The organism is Roseivivax marinus (genome assembly GCF_900109705.1).
Classification (GTDB): Bacteria; Pseudomonadota; Alphaproteobacteria; order Rhodobacterales; family Rhodobacteraceae; genus Roseivivax; species Roseivivax marinus.
The window spans coordinates 154,205-168,851 of record NZ_FOAI01000002.1 but is presented as its reverse complement, the minus strand read 5'-3'; the positions used below and the strand labels follow the sequence as shown (position 1 = coordinate 168,851).

General features: G+C 70.2%; 14 protein-coding genes. 10 read left to right on the top strand and 4 right to left on the bottom strand.

What is annotated here, in order from left to right; genetic code table 11:
* Nucleotides 1–78: 78 nt before the first annotated feature.
* Entirely contained in the window at nt 79–1,788 is a 1,710-nt protein-coding gene (gene metG, locus BMX29_RS03445) for a methionine--tRNA ligase (protein WP_092810420.1), read from the bottom strand.
* Between the two features lie 167 nt (nt 1,789–1,955).
* Nucleotides 1,956–2,561 carry an ImuA family protein gene (locus BMX29_RS03440; RefSeq protein ID WP_092810418.1) on the bottom strand — a complete coding sequence of 202 codons (606 nt, stop codon included), beginning with the start codon at nt 2,559–2,561 and terminating at the stop codon, nt 1,956–1,958.
* Nucleotides 2,562–2,716: 155 nt separating this feature from the next.
* Here BMX29_RS03440 and modA point away from each other — a divergent pair, with 155 nt between their 5' ends.
* The 10 genes from modA (at nt 2,717) to BMX29_RS03390 (ending at nt 12,339) form a co-directional block, all read left to right on the top strand.
* The gene (modA, locus tag BMX29_RS03435) at nt 2,717–3,496 is read left to right on the top strand and encodes a molybdate ABC transporter substrate-binding protein (RefSeq protein WP_092810774.1); all 780 of its coding nucleotides are present in this window, start codon (nt 2,717–2,719) and stop codon (nt 3,494–3,496) included.
* A gap of 5 nt (nt 3,497–3,501) precedes the next feature.
* The gene (modB, locus tag BMX29_RS03430) at nt 3,502–4,197 is read left to right on the top strand and encodes a molybdate ABC transporter permease subunit (protein WP_092810416.1); all 696 of its coding nucleotides are present in this window, start codon (nt 3,502–3,504) and stop codon (nt 4,195–4,197) included.
* Nucleotides 4,198–4,489: 292 nt separating this feature from the next.
* Nucleotides 4,490–5,566: a molybdenum ABC transporter ATP-binding protein gene (gene modC, locus BMX29_RS03425; RefSeq protein WP_092810772.1), complete on the top strand. Its 1,077-nt coding sequence runs from the start codon at nt 4,490–4,492 to the stop codon at nt 5,564–5,566.
* A 143-nt stretch (nt 5,567–5,709) separates the two neighbouring features.
* Nucleotides 5,710–6,753, top strand: coding sequence for an aldo/keto reductase (locus BMX29_RS03420; RefSeq protein ID WP_092810414.1), 1,044 nt, complete (start codon nt 5,710–5,712; stop codon nt 6,751–6,753).
* A gap of 10 nt (nt 6,754–6,763) precedes the next feature.
* Nucleotides 6,764–7,663: a DMT family transporter gene (locus BMX29_RS03415; protein WP_244889135.1), complete on the top strand. Its 900-nt coding sequence runs from the start codon at nt 6,764–6,766 to the stop codon at nt 7,661–7,663.
* 81 nt (nt 7,664–7,744) lie between these two features.
* Nucleotides 7,745–8,701 (top strand): zinc-binding metallopeptidase family protein, encoded by a 957-nt coding sequence (locus BMX29_RS03410; RefSeq protein ID WP_092810412.1) that lies wholly within the window; start codon nt 7,745–7,747, stop codon nt 8,699–8,701.
* Between the two features lie 58 nt (nt 8,702–8,759).
* Complete coding sequence (gene trmB / locus BMX29_RS03405; protein WP_092810410.1) at nt 8,760–9,473, top strand: tRNA (guanine(46)-N(7))-methyltransferase TrmB; 714 nt, start codon at nt 8,760–8,762, stop codon at nt 9,471–9,473.
* 104 nt (nt 9,474–9,577) lie between these two features.
* Nucleotides 9,578–10,927 carry a 3-phosphoshikimate 1-carboxyvinyltransferase gene (gene aroA / locus BMX29_RS03400; RefSeq protein WP_092810408.1) on the top strand — a complete coding sequence of 450 codons (1,350 nt, stop codon included), beginning with the start codon at nt 9,578–9,580 and terminating at the stop codon, nt 10,925–10,927.
* 5 nt (nt 10,928–10,932) lie between these two features.
* Nucleotides 10,933–11,544: a (d)CMP kinase gene (locus BMX29_RS03395; protein WP_092810406.1), complete on the top strand. Its 612-nt coding sequence runs from the start codon at nt 10,933–10,935 to the stop codon at nt 11,542–11,544.
* Between the two features lie 297 nt (nt 11,545–11,841).
* On the top strand, nt 11,842–12,339 hold the full coding sequence (locus tag BMX29_RS03390) for a DUF4168 domain-containing protein (protein WP_043842954.1): 498 nt from the start codon (nt 11,842–11,844) through the stop codon (nt 12,337–12,339).
* 232 nt (nt 12,340–12,571) lie between these two features.
* On the opposite strand, the gene BMX29_RS03385 is transcribed toward BMX29_RS03390, so the two are convergent.
* Both BMX29_RS03385 and BMX29_RS03380 read right to left on the bottom strand, forming a co-directional pair.
* Entirely contained in the window at nt 12,572–14,296 is a 1,725-nt protein-coding gene (locus tag BMX29_RS03385; RefSeq protein WP_092810404.1) for a methyl-accepting chemotaxis protein, read from the bottom strand.
* Entirely contained in the window at nt 14,293–14,601 is a 309-nt protein-coding gene (locus tag BMX29_RS03380; protein WP_092810402.1) for a hypothetical protein, read from the bottom strand. Before BMX29_RS03380 ends, BMX29_RS03385 begins: the two co-directional genes overlap by 4 nt.
* Nucleotides 14,602–14,647: the final 46 nt, after the last annotated feature.

Here is a 14,647-nt window from a genome sequence, read left to right as displayed (position 1 = left end):
CTGATCAAAAGAAGCCGCCGGCGCCTTATGGCCCGGCGGCTTTTTCATGCGTGACCCGATGGTGCGGCTGAGCGCGCCTCAGCGCGTGCCGGCGAAACGCGCCTGCCAGTCCTCGCGCTCGGCATCCGCGATCTTGCGGAAGGTGACGTCCGGGACCGTGAAGGCGTGGCCCGCGCCCAGTTTCTGAAGGTCCGCGTCCAGTTCCGACGGCCAGTCGGCGTCGCCGGCCTTCATCGCCTCGAGCAGCTGCGCGGAGGCATCGGGAATGAACGGCGACGAGATCACCGCGTAAAGACGGATCAGGTTCAGACCGAGCCGGATCTGCATGGCCGCGGTCTCGGGGTCTTCCTTGAAGGTCGACCAGGGCGCGGCTTCCTGAAGGTACTCGTTGCCCAGCACCCACGCCGCGCGCAGGGCGGCGGCGGCCTTGCGGACCTCGATCGCCTCCATGTGCGCCTCGTATTCGCCGATCTTGGCCGACAGGTCCGCGACCAGTTGGCGCTCGCGGTCGCCGAAGGTGCCGCCCGCGGGCACGTCCTCTCCGAACTTGGAGCGGCAGAACTTGGTGACCCGGCTGGCGAAGTTGCCCAGCACGTCGGCAAGGTCCTTGTTCACCGACGACTGGAAGTTCTCCCACGTGAACTCGGCGTCATTGGACTCGGGCGCATGGGACAGCAGCCACCAGCGCCAGTAGTCGCTGGGCAGGATGTCGAGGGCCTGGTCCATGAACACGCCGCGCCCGCGCGAGGTCGAGAACTGGCCGCCCTCGTAGTTCAGGTAGTTGAACGACTTGATGTAATCGACCAGCTTCCACGGCTCGCCCGACCCGAGGATCGTTGCGGGGAACGACAGGGTGTGGAAGGGCACGTTGTCCTTGCCCATGAACTGCGTATAGCGCACGTCGTCCGCGCCCGCGTCGGTGCGCCACCAGCGCGCCCAGTCCGAGCCCTTGCCGGCCTCTTCCCACTCCTGCGCGCAGGCGATGTACTCGATCGGCGCGTCGAACCAGACGTAGAAGACCTTGCCCTCCATGCCCGCCCAGGGCTCGTCCCCGCGCTGCACCGGCACGCCCCAATCGAGGTCGCGGGTGATGCCGCGGTCCTGCAGGCCGTCGCCGTCATTCAGCCACTTCTTGGCGATCGAGGTGGTCAGCACCGGCCAGTCGGCTTTGGTGTCGATCCACGCCTCGAGCTCGTCCTTCATCGCCGACTGGCGGAGGAACAGGTGCTTGGTCTCGCGCATCTCGAGGTTCGTGGCCCCCGAGATGGTCGAGCGCGGGTCGATCAGGTCGACCGGATCGAGCTGCTTGGTGCAGTTGTCGCACTGGTCGCCCCGGGCACTCTCGAAGCCGCAGTTCGGGCAGGTGCCCTCGATGTAGCGGTCGGGCAGGAAGCGTCCGTCCTCGGGGGAATACATCTGCGTCTCGCTGACCTCGCGGATCAGCCCGGCCTCGTCGAGCGCCTTGGCGAAGGCCTGCGTCAGCCTGTGGTTCTGCGGGCTGGAGGAGCGGCCGAAATGGTCGAAGGACAGCCGGAACCCCTCGGCCAGCTTCGCCTGCACGCCGTGCATCTCGGCACAGTAGTCGGCGACGGGCTTGCCGGCCTTGGCCGCCGCCAGCTCGGCAGGGGTGCCGTGTTCGTCGGTGGCGCACAGGAACAGCACCTCGTGGCCCCGCGCCCGCTGGTAGCGGGCGTAGAGGTCGGCGGGCAGCTGGCTGCCCACGAGGTTGCCCAGATGCTTGATCCCGTTGATGTAGGGGATGGCCGAGGTGATGAGATGCCGTGCCATGTCGCTCCGCCGAGGTGTCGTCAGGTTGGGGCCGTCCTAGCGAACGGGACGGCGAAGTGCCAGTGCCGCGACCGGACGGGCGCGTCGGAGCTGAGTCCGGGCCGTGTTCGGGTGAGCCTCAGGTTGTCGCGAGGCACGCAGCGTGCGTTTGGCTGCCCGTCTTCCTGTCAGACCGACGCGACGGACGGGGCGAGGCCGGTCTCGGTGACCTCCCACGTCTTGGGCGGGGCCATCCGGGCGCGCAGCCGCTCGAGCCGCCAGCGCGAGGCGCCGCCGGCATGGGCGGGCTCCATGCGATGGCGGGTCTCGACACCGGGCGCGCCGCCGGCACCGGGGGTCAGCAGCAGGCCGAGCGGTCGCACCGTGCCCTCGGTGGTGCCGGCCTCGGCGGCGAGGTGCAGGCGCCTGACCGGGGTCAGCGGCGGCGGCTCGGGCAGGTCGGCCACCACCAGCGGCGCCACGCCCGCGCGCAGGCTTTCCTCCATCGACCAGAGCATGTCCTCGGGACGGCGGGGCGAGACGAAGAGGACCTCGCGCGGCTCGATCAGCCCGGCGATGCCGTCGGGGTGCAGCGGGTCGCGGCCCCAGGACGGCGCGATCCAGATCACCGGGCCGCCGGTTTCGGAGGCGATCCGCAGCGCCAGGGTCCGCCGCGCCCCGCCGCAGACCTCGTGCACCCGCGACAGCGGCAGCGCCACCTCGTCCCAGAGCGACAGGGCAGGGGGCGGCGCGTGCGGCGCGCGGGTCAGGACGGAGGCGGCAGAGCGGGGCATGGAGAGAGGGTAGTTTGTTCTTTATTTGTTCTCAACGATTCGATGCGAGAACCGGCCCGTCCGGAGATGGAACGGGGGTGCGCGGCCGGCGCCCCTTGTTCTCGGCGCCCAACGCCCTGAAACTGCGCGCGATCCGTCCCGAAAGGTCCGTGCCCATGTTCCGCCCTGCGCTGCCGCTTCTCGGCGTCGCCATGATCCTCGCCTCGGCCGCGAACGCGCGGGCCGAGACGGTCACGCTGTTCGCCGCCGCCTCGCTGGGCGACGCGATGACCGAGGCGGGCGAGACCTGGGGCGCCGAGACCGGGCACGAGGTCACCGTCGCGCCCGCGGGCAGCTCGGCGCTGGCGCGGCAGATCGCGCAGGGGGCGCCCGCCGACGCGGTCGTGCTGGCCAATGCCGACTGGATGGATTGGCTGACCGACCGCGACATGATCGACACGGGCACCCGCCGCGACGTCGCGCGGACCTCGCTGGTCCTGATCGCCTCCGGCGCGGGCGAGGACAGCACCGAAGAGGTGACCGCCGACACCGATATCGCCGGTGCGCTCGGCCCGGAAGGCCGGCTCGCCATGGCGCTCGTCGACGCGGTACCGGCGGGCATCTACGGGCGGCAGGCGCTGACCTCGCTCGGCAGGTGGGAGGCACTGGCCCCCCGCGTGGCGCAGGCCGACAACGTGCGCGCGGCGCTGGCGCTGGTCGCGCTGGGCGAGGCGCCGCTGGGCATCGTCTACGCCACGGACGCTGCCGCCGAGCCGCGCGTGCATGTTGCCGGCACCTTTGCCGACGACTCCCACGATCCCATCGTCTATCCCGGCGCCGTGACCGCCGAGGCCGACGCCCCCGGGGCCGCCGCGGCCTTCCTCGACTGGCTCGGTACCGAGGCCGGGCGCGCGGTGCTCGACAGCCACGGCTTCGACACCGGCGACGCGGACTGAGGCGGGTGGAGGCGCTGGGCCCCGAGGCGTGGCAGGCAGTGGCTCTGTCGCTGCGGGTGTCGCTGGTGGCGACGCTGGCGAGCCTGCCGCTCGGCCTGCTCGCCGCGATCGCGTTGGCGCGCGGCCGCTTCCCGGGGCGTGGTCTTCTGAACGGGCTCGTCCACCTGCCGCTGGTGCTGCCGCCGGTGGTCACGGGCTACCTGCTGTTGATGACGTTCGGGCGGCAGGGGCCGGTGGGCGCGTGGCTGCACGACTGGTTCGGGATCACGCTGGCCTTCCGCTGGACCGGTGCGGCGCTCGCGGCGGCGATCATGGCGTTCCCGCTGCTGGTGCGGGCCATCCGTCTGGCGGTCGAGGCCGTGGATCCGCGGCTAGAATCGGCTGCGGCCACGCTCGGCGCGTCGCGGGTTCGCGTGTTCCTGACCATCACGCTGCCGCTGATCGCGCCGGGGATCGTGGCGGGCGCGGTTCTGGCCTTCGCCAAGGCGATGGGCGAATTCGGCGCGACCATCACCTTCGTGTCGAACATCCCCGGCGAGACCCAGACCGTGCCCTCGGCGATCTACGCATTCCTACAGGTGCCCGGCGGAGAACGCGCGGCCCTGGTGCTCGTGGCCATCTCCATCGCGATCGCAATGGCGGCGCTGGCGGTGTCGGAATGGCTGGGCGCGCGCGTCGCCGCCCGCATCCGGGAGGGATGAGCGGGATGGGCGACGGCAGCAGAGACCGTCCGCAAGCAGAGGCGCGGCCGGCTACGACCCACGCCATGCCCTCGGGCCTGCGCGCAGACATCGCGTGGGCGTTGCAGCCCCCCCGTCATGCGACTGGCAGATGCGATGAGCCCAGCCGGAGGGTCGAACTGGCGTGCACCTCACCCCATGTGCGCCGAGCCGTCCTTCATGTGCTGCGCGATGTGCCGACGGGACCAACATGCTCTTCGCAGCCGGAATCGCGCCGACCGCAGCGGACCGACGCCACCGCACGCGAGGCCGCATGGACCTAGAGATCGATATCGCGCACCGGCTGGGCCATTTCGAACTCGGGCCCGCCTTCTCCGCACCCTCCGGGGTGACGGTGCTGTTCGGGCGCTCCGGTTCGGGCAAGACGTCGGTCGTCAACGCCGTCGCAGGGCTGTTGCGGCCGGACACGGGGCGGATCACGGTGGGCGACCGGGTGCTTTTCGACAGTGCTCGCGGGATCGACGTGCCGGTGCACCGACGCCGCGTCGGCTACGTCTTTCAGGAGGGACGGCTCTTTCCACACCTGACCGTTGGGGGGAACCTCGCCTATGCCCGGCGGGGGGCGTCCGCCGCGGCGCGCGGCCGCGTGGCCGAGATGCTGGGAATCGCGCACCTGATGGACCGTCGTCCGCGCGGCCTCTCCGGGGGCGAGGCGCAGCGGGTGGCGATCGGGCGCGCGCTCTTGTCCGAGCCGGACATCCTTCTGATGGACGAACCTCTTGCCGCGTTGGACGCTGCGCGGCGGGCCGAGATCCTGCCCTATCTCGAACGGCTCCGGGCCGAGACCGGGGTGCCGATCCTCTACGTCACCCACGCGCTGGCCGAGGTCGCGCGGTTGGCCTCGCACCTCGTCGTTATGGAGGCGGGGCAGGTGGTGCGCGCGGGCCCGCCCGAGGACCTGATGGCCGATCCGGGCCTCGTTCACCTGATGGGGCTGCGCGAGGCCGGCGCGGTCCTGCCCGCCCGCGTCGCCGCGCATGCCGAGGACGGCGTGACGGAGCTGTCGATTTCCGGCGGGCGTCTCTACCTGCCGCGGATCGACGCCGCGGAGGGCACCCCGCTTCGGGTCCGGATCCTCGCGCAGGACGTGATGATCGCGACAGAGCGGCCGGCGCGAATCTCGGCGCTGAACGTGCTGCCGGTGACGGTGGCCGCCCTGCGATACGGGGGCGGCCCAGGCGTGACGGCGCAGCTGCGGGCGGGCGACGACATGCTGCTGGCCCGTGTCACCCGCCGAAGCGCGGAGGCGCTGAGGCTCGCCGAGGGAATGTCGTGCTACGCGGTGCTGAAATCGGTGGCGGTCGCGCCGGCGGATATCGGGGCGCGCTGAACCGGCCCATGGGCGGTCCCCGTGCTCAAGCCGAGAGCAACTGGACCATCGGTTCGCGTCGTGCGCCAGCGCACACGGCTGACCTCCTTGCACCCGGCCCGCGCGCCGCTAGGTTCCGCGCGACCGCAAGGAGGCCCCCTCACATGAAGACGAAACCGCTTGGCCGCACCGGCTTCGATGTCACCGAGCTTTGCCTCGGCACCATGACCTACGGCAACCAGACCGGGGTGAAGGACGCGCACGCCCAGCTCGACCGTGCCCGCGACGCCGGGATCAACTTCCTCGACGCGGCCGAGATGTACCCGGTGAACCCCATTTCGAAAGAGAAGGTCGGCCGCACCGAAGAGATCATCGGCGAGTGGTTCGCCGCCACCGGGCGCCGCGACGAGTGGATCGTCGCCACAAAGATCACGGGCGAGGGCCAGCAGGCCGTCCGCGACGGCGCGCCTATCTCGCCCGAAACGCTGACGCAGGCGCTCGAAGGCTCTCTGCGCCGCCTGCAGACCGACGTGATTGACCTCTACCAGCTGCACTGGCCGAATCGCGGCAGCTTCGCCTTCCGGCAGATGTGGTCCTACACCCCGTGGGAGCAGGACCGCGCCGACACGCTGCAACACATGCAGGACGTGCTGGGCTGGCTGCAGGACCAGGTGACGCGCGGCACGATCCGCCATTTCGGCCTGTCGAACGAGTCGACCTGGGGCACCGCGGAATGGCTGCGTCTTGCCCGTGAGGCCGGCGCACCCGAAGTGCAGACGATCCAGAACGAGTACTCGCTGCTGTATCGGCACGCCGACACCGACATCGCCGAGCTCTGCGTGAACGAGGGCGTGGGCCTTCTGCCCTATTCGCCGCTGGGCGCGGGCCTGCTGAGCGGCAAGTACCAGAACGGCGCGGTCCCCGAGGGCAGCCGCATGGCACTGAACGGCACGCTGGGTGGACGGCTTTCGGACCGCGTGTTCCCGGCCGTGGACGCCTACCTGGAGATCGCGAGAAAGCACGAGATCGACCCGGTGCACATGGCGCTGGCATGGTCGGCGCGTCGGCCTTTCGTGTCGTCCTCGATCCTCGGGGCGACGACGGTCGAGCAACTCGAGCGGGCGCTCGGCGCGGCCGAGGTGACGTTGTCCGACGACCTTCTCGCCGACCTCGACGCGGCGTGGAAGGCGCACCCGTTCCCGTACTGAGCCCGGCCCGGTGCTGAGCCCCTGGATCGCCTTCACGCTGGGCGCGGCGACGGTGCAGTCGCTGCGCTTCGCGTTGCACAAGCGGCTGAGTCTCGGCGGGCTGTCGGACGCGGGGTCGAGCTTTGCCCGCTTTGCCTTCGGCGCGCCGCTGGCGTTGCTGGCGGCGCTGGTGTGGCTGACAATCGACGGCGCACCGCTGCCCGCGCTCGCACCGGGCTTCTGGTCCTATGCCGGCGCGGCGGGGCTGTCGCAGATCCTCGCGACCATGGCGATGGTCGCGCTCTTCCGGGCGCGCAACCTTGCCGTAGGCATCGCGCTGATGAAGACGACCGTGGTCCAGACCGCGATCCTCGGGCTGATCGTCCTGTCCGAGCCGCTGTCGGTCGCGGGCTGGGCGGCTGTGTCGGTCAGCGTCGTGGGCGTGGGACTGCTGTCGATCCCGCCCGAGACCGGCGGCGGCTTCCGCATCGCGCCGCGCACGCTGATCCTCGGGCTGGTTGCGGGCGCGCTCTTCGCCGTGGCGGCCATCGGCGTGCGGGGCGCCACGCTGGCTGTCGCGGCCGATGCCGCCGTCACCCGCTCCCTCGTCACGCTGTCGATCGTCACCGCGGCGCAGTCCGCGGGCCTCGGGCTCTGGCTGGCCGTCGCTCAACCGGGTCAGCTGTCCCGCGTCTGGGCCGCCCGGCGGACAGGCGCTTTGATCGGGGCGGCGTCGATCCTCGGCAGCTTCTGCTGGTTCAGCGCATACACCCTCGAACGCGCGGCTTACGTGCAGGCGCTCGGGCAGGTGGAGGTGGCGTTGTCGATCCTCGCCGGGGCGCTGTTCTTCGGCGAGCGCGTCTCGTCGCGAGAAGTGGCGGGCATCGTCGTTCTGACAATCTCCATCGTCCTGCTGATCCTTGCCGGCTGACGCCTGACGCGCGGGAACCTTTGCACCCCGCGGGGGTTAGCCGGCTCGGATCGTCCGTTCGCCCTTCGAGGAGCCACTCCCGTGCAAGTCTTTCGCTGCCCCGCCTGCGATGCGCCCATCTGGTTTCACAACCTGTCGTGCACCTGCGGCGCCGCCGTCTTCTTCGACCCCGACGAGCAGCGGATGCGCCGCGACGCCGCGCCCTGCGCCAATCGCGACACCATCGCCTGCAACTGGCAGGCCGACGGAGGCGACCTCTGCCGGTCCTGCGCCATGACCGAGACCGTCCCCGACCTGCGCGAGGGCGAGAACCTTCCGCTCTGGTCGCAGACGGAGGCCGCAAAGCGCTGGATGCTGGCCAACCTCGCGCGGTGGGGCTGGTTCACGCCCGCCGATCCCGGCGCGCGCCCGGTTTTCCGGCTCCTGTCGGAGCAGACCGCCGGGGGCGAGGCCGACGTGGTCATGGGGCACGCAAACGGCGTCATCACCATCAACGTGACCGAGGCTTCGGACACGGTGTCGGCCGAGCGGCAGCAGCAGCTGGGCGAGCTCTACCGCACCATGCTGGGCCACATGCGCCACGAGACGGCGCACTTCCTGCAACTGCGGCTGGCCGAGGACGAGGCCTTCCTCTCGGGCTTCCGCGACCTGTTCGGCGACGAACGCGCGGATTACGGCGAGGCGCTCGAACGGCATTACGCCGACCCCGGTCAACCCGGAGAGAACCACGTCACCAGCTACGCCACCGCCCACCCGCACGAAGACTGGGCAGAGACGCTGGCACACCTGTTGCACCTGACAGACCTACTGGACAGCGCGGCGTCCGCCGGACTGGCGCTGCCCGACGGGCCGCCGCCGGGCTACGACGCCTATGCCGAGGCCGACACCGACGCGCTGGTGACGCAGGCGGTGGCCATGTCGATCGCGGTGAACCACGTGAACCGCGCGCTCGACCTGCCGGACCTCTACCCGTTCGTGCTGGCGCAAGGGGTGCGGGACAAGCTGTCCTTCGCCCACACCCACCTGCGCCGCGGCTGACCGGCCGCGCACCGCGCGTTGTTGCCACGACGCGCGCGGCGCGCTATCCGCCGCGGCCATGACCGACACGCGACATCAGAGCGGTGCGCCCTGGCGCAACTTCTACGGACGGCTCAAGGGCAAGGCCCTGCGCCCGGCGCAGGAGCGCTATCTCGACGAGGACCTGCCCCGGCTGTCGCTGGCGGGTGTGGACTGGGACGCGAACCCCGATCGCGCGCCTCTCGATCTCGTCGACCTTTTTGGCGAGCGCGAGGTGGTGCTGGAGGTCGGCTTCGGCGGGGGAGAGCATCTTGTCCACATGGCCGAGGGTTCTCCTGACCGCGCCTTCATCGGGTGCGAGCCCTACATCAACGGCGTCGCCATGTTGCTTGGCAAGCTGCGCGACAGCGCGGCCGATAACGTCCGCATCCATCCCGGCGACGTCCGCGACCTGTTCGATGTGCTCCCGCCCGAGAGCCTGTCGGCCGCCTATCTTCTTTATCCCGATCCGTGGCCCAAGGCGCGCCATCACCGCCGCCGCTTCGTGACCGAGGAGCATCTCGCGCCGCTCCACCGCGCGCTGAAGCCGGGCGCGCCGTTCCGCGTCGCCACCGACATTCCCGACTATGTACGCCAGACTCTGACCGAAGTGCCCAAGGCGGGCTTCGAGTGGCTGGCCGAGGGGCCGGACGACTGGCGCACGCCGTGGGAGGGCTGGCTGTCCACCCGCTACGAGCAGAAGGCCCTTCGCGAGGGACGCACGCCGCACTACCTCGCCTTTCGCCGGGCCTGAGCGCGGCGCGCCTGCCACGCCCGGTCGCGGCGGCGCGGCCACGATGGACCCCGGCCGCAGTGCTTGCTAACACCCGGTGACCTGACCCTGCGGAGCACGCCAGAATGTCGAGCCACGGCACGCCGATCCCCATGACCGCCCACCGCGCCGGCCCGCTGACCGGCACGGCCGAGGTGCCCGGCGACAAGTCGATCTCGCACCGTGCGCTGATCCTGGGCGCGCTGGCGGTGGGAGAGACCACCGTGACCGGCCTGCTAGAGGGGCAGGATGTGCTCGACACCGCCAAGGCGATGCAGGCGTTCGGCGCCGAGATCGAGACGCGCGGCGACACCTGGCACATCCACGGTGTCGGCGTGGGCGGCTTTGCCGAACCCGAAACCGTCATCGACTGCGGCAATTCGGGCACCGGCGTCCGCCTGATCATGGGCGCTATGGCCACGACACCGATCACCGCGACCTTCACCGGGGATGCCTCGCTCAACCGTCGCCCGATGGCGCGGGTGACCGATCCGCTCGCGCTCTTCGGCGCCCGTGCCGTCGGCCGCTCGGGTGGGCGCCTGCCGATGACCATCGTCGGTGCGTCCGAACCCGTCCCGGTGCGATACGCGACCCCGGTGCCCTCGGCGCAGGTGAAGTCCGCGGTCCTGCTCGCGGGCCTCGGCGCGCCGGGCGAGACCGTGGTGATCGAACGCGAGGCGACGCGCGACCACTCCGAGCGGATGCTCGCGGGGTTCGGCGCGCAGGTCGTCACCGAGGATACGCGCGAGGGTCGGGTCATCACGTTGACCGGCCAGCCCGAGCTGCGCCCGCAGAGCATCGCGGTGCCGCGCGACCCGTCCTCGGCGGCCTTTCCGGTCTGCGCCGCGCTGATCGTCGAGGGCTCGGACGTGCTGGTCCCGAACATCGGGCTGAACCCGACCCGCGCCGGCCTTTTCACCACGCTGCGCGAGATGGGCGCCGACCTGACATACGAGAACGAGCGCGAGGAGGGCGGTGAGCCCGTCGCCGACCTGCGCGCGCGTTTCTCGCCCGACCTGCGCGGCATCGAGGTGCCGCCCGAGCGCGCGGCGTCGATGATCGACGAGTATCCCGTCCTGTCGGCCGTGGCGGCCTGCGCCGAGGGACGCACGCTGATGACCGGCGTGAAGGAGCTTCGGGTCAAGGAAAGCGACCGGATCGACGCCATGGCGCAGGGTCTCCGCGCCGCCGGCGTCGAGGTCCAGGAGGGCGAGGACTGGTGGGCGGTGACCGGTCGCGGCCAGGGTGGCGTGCCGGGCGGTGTGACCGTGGAAAGCCGGCTCGACCATCGCATCGCCATGTCTTTCCTCGTGCTCGGTATGGCGGCGCAGCGCGGTATGTCGGTGGATGACGGTGGCCCCATCGCCACGTCCTTCCCGATCTTCGAGCCGCTGATGGCGGCGCTTGGTGCGCAGATCCAACGCAACGAAGGGTGAGCGGAATGGCCTTCACGATCGCGATCGACGGACCGGCAGCCTCTGGCAAAGGCAGCGTGGCGCGGCGGCTGGCCGAACACTTCGGCCTCGCGCACCTCGACACCGGGCTGCTTTACCGGGCGGTCGGAGCGCGGATGATGCAAGGGGAAGAGCCCATCGCCGTGGCGCAGGCGCTTCGGGCCGACGATCTCGACGTCCCGGGACTGCGCACCGCCGAGGTGGGTGTCGCGGCCTCCAAGGTCGGGGCGATACCGGAGGTGCGCGCGGCGCTTCTCGATTTTCAGCGGGCGTTCGCACGCCGGTCGGGTGGCGCGGTCCTCGACGGACGCGACATCGGCACCGTGATCTGCCCAGAGGCCGAGGCCAAGCTCTTCGTCACGGCCACGGCCGAGGTCCGCGCCGAGCGCCGTTTCCGCGAACTGATCGGCGATGGGCATGACACCACGTTGGCCGCGGTCCTCGACGATATCCGCGCCCGCGATGCGCGCGACATGGGGCGCGCCGACGCGCCTCTGAAGGCGGCGGACGATGCCGAGGTTCTCGACACCAGCGCGCTGACGCTCGAGGAATCCGTGGCGGCGGCGATCGCCCTCGTGGAAGGCGCGCGGGCGGACTGACCGGGCAAGACTTCGTCCCTCGGTTCGAAGGCGCTGTTTCCGAATTGCCTCGTTCCGCAAGGGTGCGAGCGCGCATCGCCCGTGGTGTGCGCGCACGGGCGTTTGCCGCGATCGCGGCTCGGTCGGCCTGAAAGCCATTCGACCCGCGCGGATCGCCGCCCGCTCGACGCGGGGTAAACGCAAGATTTCGCTTACCTTCCAGGCCCGGGTTTGCGCGGTGCGGCACGCTCCCCATGTATGCCTCGACCGGACGCGATGACCGCGTCGCGGCAGAGACGAGAACCGAAAGGAGCTCACATGGCTCGCAACCGTACGTTCACCGCCGCCACGCTGGCGCTCGCCCTCGCGGCCGCACCGGCAAGCTTCGTCGCGGCGCAGGAAGCGACTCCGGACACAAGCGATCAGACGATGCAGTCGGGCGACCAGACCATGCAGTCGGACGATCAGTCGATGCAGTCGGGCGACGATGCGGCAGCCCCGCAGGCCAACGCGCAATCCGAGACCGAAACCCCGGTCTTCGAGGACAGCCAGATCGAGGCATTCGCGACGGCAGTCATGGACGTCACCGAGATCCGTGATCAGTACGCATCGCAGCTGCAGGGCGTCGAGGACGAGGCCGAGCAGCAGGCGCTGATCGAGGAGGCCAACACCGAGATGCGCACCGCGATCGAAGAGGTCGAGGGGCTGACCATGGAAGACTACATGGCCATTAACCGTGCAGCGTCGATGGATGAGGACCTGAACCAGCGCATCGCGCAGCGTCTGCAGGAAATGCAGAGCGAAAACGCCGGCTGAGCCAGCCGAGCCAATTATTCGGGCGTGGGGCGGTGTCGCAAGACACCGCCCTTTTTTCGTGTCAGGGCGCGCAGGCGCGTCATTGTTTTGGGGTGCCCTCGAAAGAGCACTTGCATCGCAAAGGAATGCTGCCCCGCGCCTCTCGCTTTGAAGCGCGGAAACCTGATCGGGAAACCATTTGGCCTGGCGCCGGCGCTGGACCTGGGGGTATCCGAATCAAGGGGCCGCTCTGTCATGCAGCGACCGAACGCGCGGCTCTCTCGCTGGAATGCCGGAACCGCGAGGTCAAACGCTTCATCTCGGCAGCGCTTTCGGCGAGCGTGTCGGCAGCGCGGGACGCGTCGCTCGACAGGCTCGTGGTGCGGCGCGTGTCGGCGTCCAACTCGGAGACGGCGCGGTTGATTTCGCCCAGGCCCGACGCCTGTTCCGTTGCCGATGCGGCGATCGCATCGATGCGCCCGGAAATATCGACGACAGCGTCGACCACGGTTTGCAGGGAGGCGACGGTTTCGCCCACGTTGCGGACGCCGTCGTCCACATGCGCCTGGCTTTTGGAGATGAGCTCGCTGATGTTGCGTGCCGCGTCCGACGACCGCTGCGCCAGTTCTCGGACCTCCGTGGCCACGACCGCGAAACCGCGGCCGGCCTCGCCTGCGCGGGCGGCCTCCACCCCCGCATTTAGGGCGAGCAGGTTCGTCTGGAAGGCAATTTGATCGATCACGTCGATGATCTTGTTGATCTCCTGTGCCGAGTCGTTGATCGCCGTCATCGCCTCGGAGCTGCGGGCGACGACGCGACCACTTTCCTCGACGCTTTCGCGCGCCCCGGCCGAAGATTTCGACGCCTCGGCGGCGCCAGTGGCCGTGGACTGAACGATGTCGGTCACCTCCTTGAGAGAGCCCGCGCTGCTTTCGAGGCTGTGAGACTGGCGCTTGGAGCGGTCCGAAAGGTCGGCTGCGGTGCTGCGCAGGCCGCGCACCTCTTCGAGCATGCTTTCGGCGCGCGAGGAAACCTGCGCGACGGCCGCGTCGATGGCATCCATCGCGCCATTGAAGTGGGTGCGAACGTCTTCGTAGTCGGCGGGGAATGCATCCGTCAGGCGGAAGGTCAGGTTGCCTTCCGAGAGCGCCTTCAGCCCCCGGCCGAGATGCTGCATCACCTCGCGCTGCCTCTCGCGCTGCCGATCTTCTGCCGTCCGGGTCTCGGATTCCAACGCCCTGGCGCGGGCATCGGCGTCCGCGGCGAGAGCACGCTCCTTCTCGATCTGGGACAAGGCGGCTTCCGATCGCTTTCGCATGGTCTCGGCCTCTTCCTTTTGCGCTTCCGCGTCCTTTCCCGCGGCGAGCGCGGCATCGCGCGCGCTTTCGGCCTCGGACGTGATGCGCTGCATCTGGCTGACCTGCGCGGAATTCTCGTCCAGAAGGCTCTGCTGCCGGCCGATGGCGTAGATTACGGCGGCGGTCTCTCCGAGCACGATCACCGCATGCATCGCCGTGCGCGCGAGGTTCTCGGCGAGATCGAAGCTGGGATAGACCAGCGTCGGCAGGAACAGGGTAAGCAGCAGGTGGTGGGCCGCCACGAGCCCCGTCGCCGCGAGCACCGCGGGCACGCTGCGCAGCATGATGAGCCCCGCAAGCACGGCGAAGAAGAGCATGTGGCTGTCGATCTGCCACGGATGTCCGGCGAGCGCCGCCGTGAGCGCGATCGGCTGTCCCACGCTGGCCAGCGCCATGACCACCGGCGCGGAGCCCCCGCGCGCGCTGCGTGCCCCGAGCGCGCAGAGCGCGAATACCGCCGACAGCAGCGGCGCAAACAGCAGCGGGTTGCCTGTGGCCCAAGCGGTCAGGCCGACAGCCGGGACGAAGGCAGCGTTGACCCCCGCAAGGGTCGAGAGCGCGTTGCGTTCCACGCGGGGCGCGTTGACGGCCCCCGCCGTTATCAGGTCAGTCGTTGTCATCGTGTTGTTCCCGAAATCAGGCAGAGTGAGGCCAGCCACGCGGCCGAGGTGACGTGCCAGGCGCCCGCGTTCCGAAGCCTGCGGGCAAAGTCGCCGTCCCCGGCGGCCACGACAGCCAGGGGCGCTGCAACAGGACCGACGGGCCGCCCGTCTGCCGCAGCCACCACCGCCACCGGATCGCCGGCGATCACGAGGACCGGCGCGCCGGCGACAGGTGCCGCACCAGCGACGCCCGCGAAAGGCGCGGCCAGCGCCGCGATACAGGGAATCGCCAGAAGGCAGAAATCTCGGATGCCGTGCCACATGGCTGGCTCCTTACCCGCCGATCTCTTACGCCCGGGTAAACGCCGG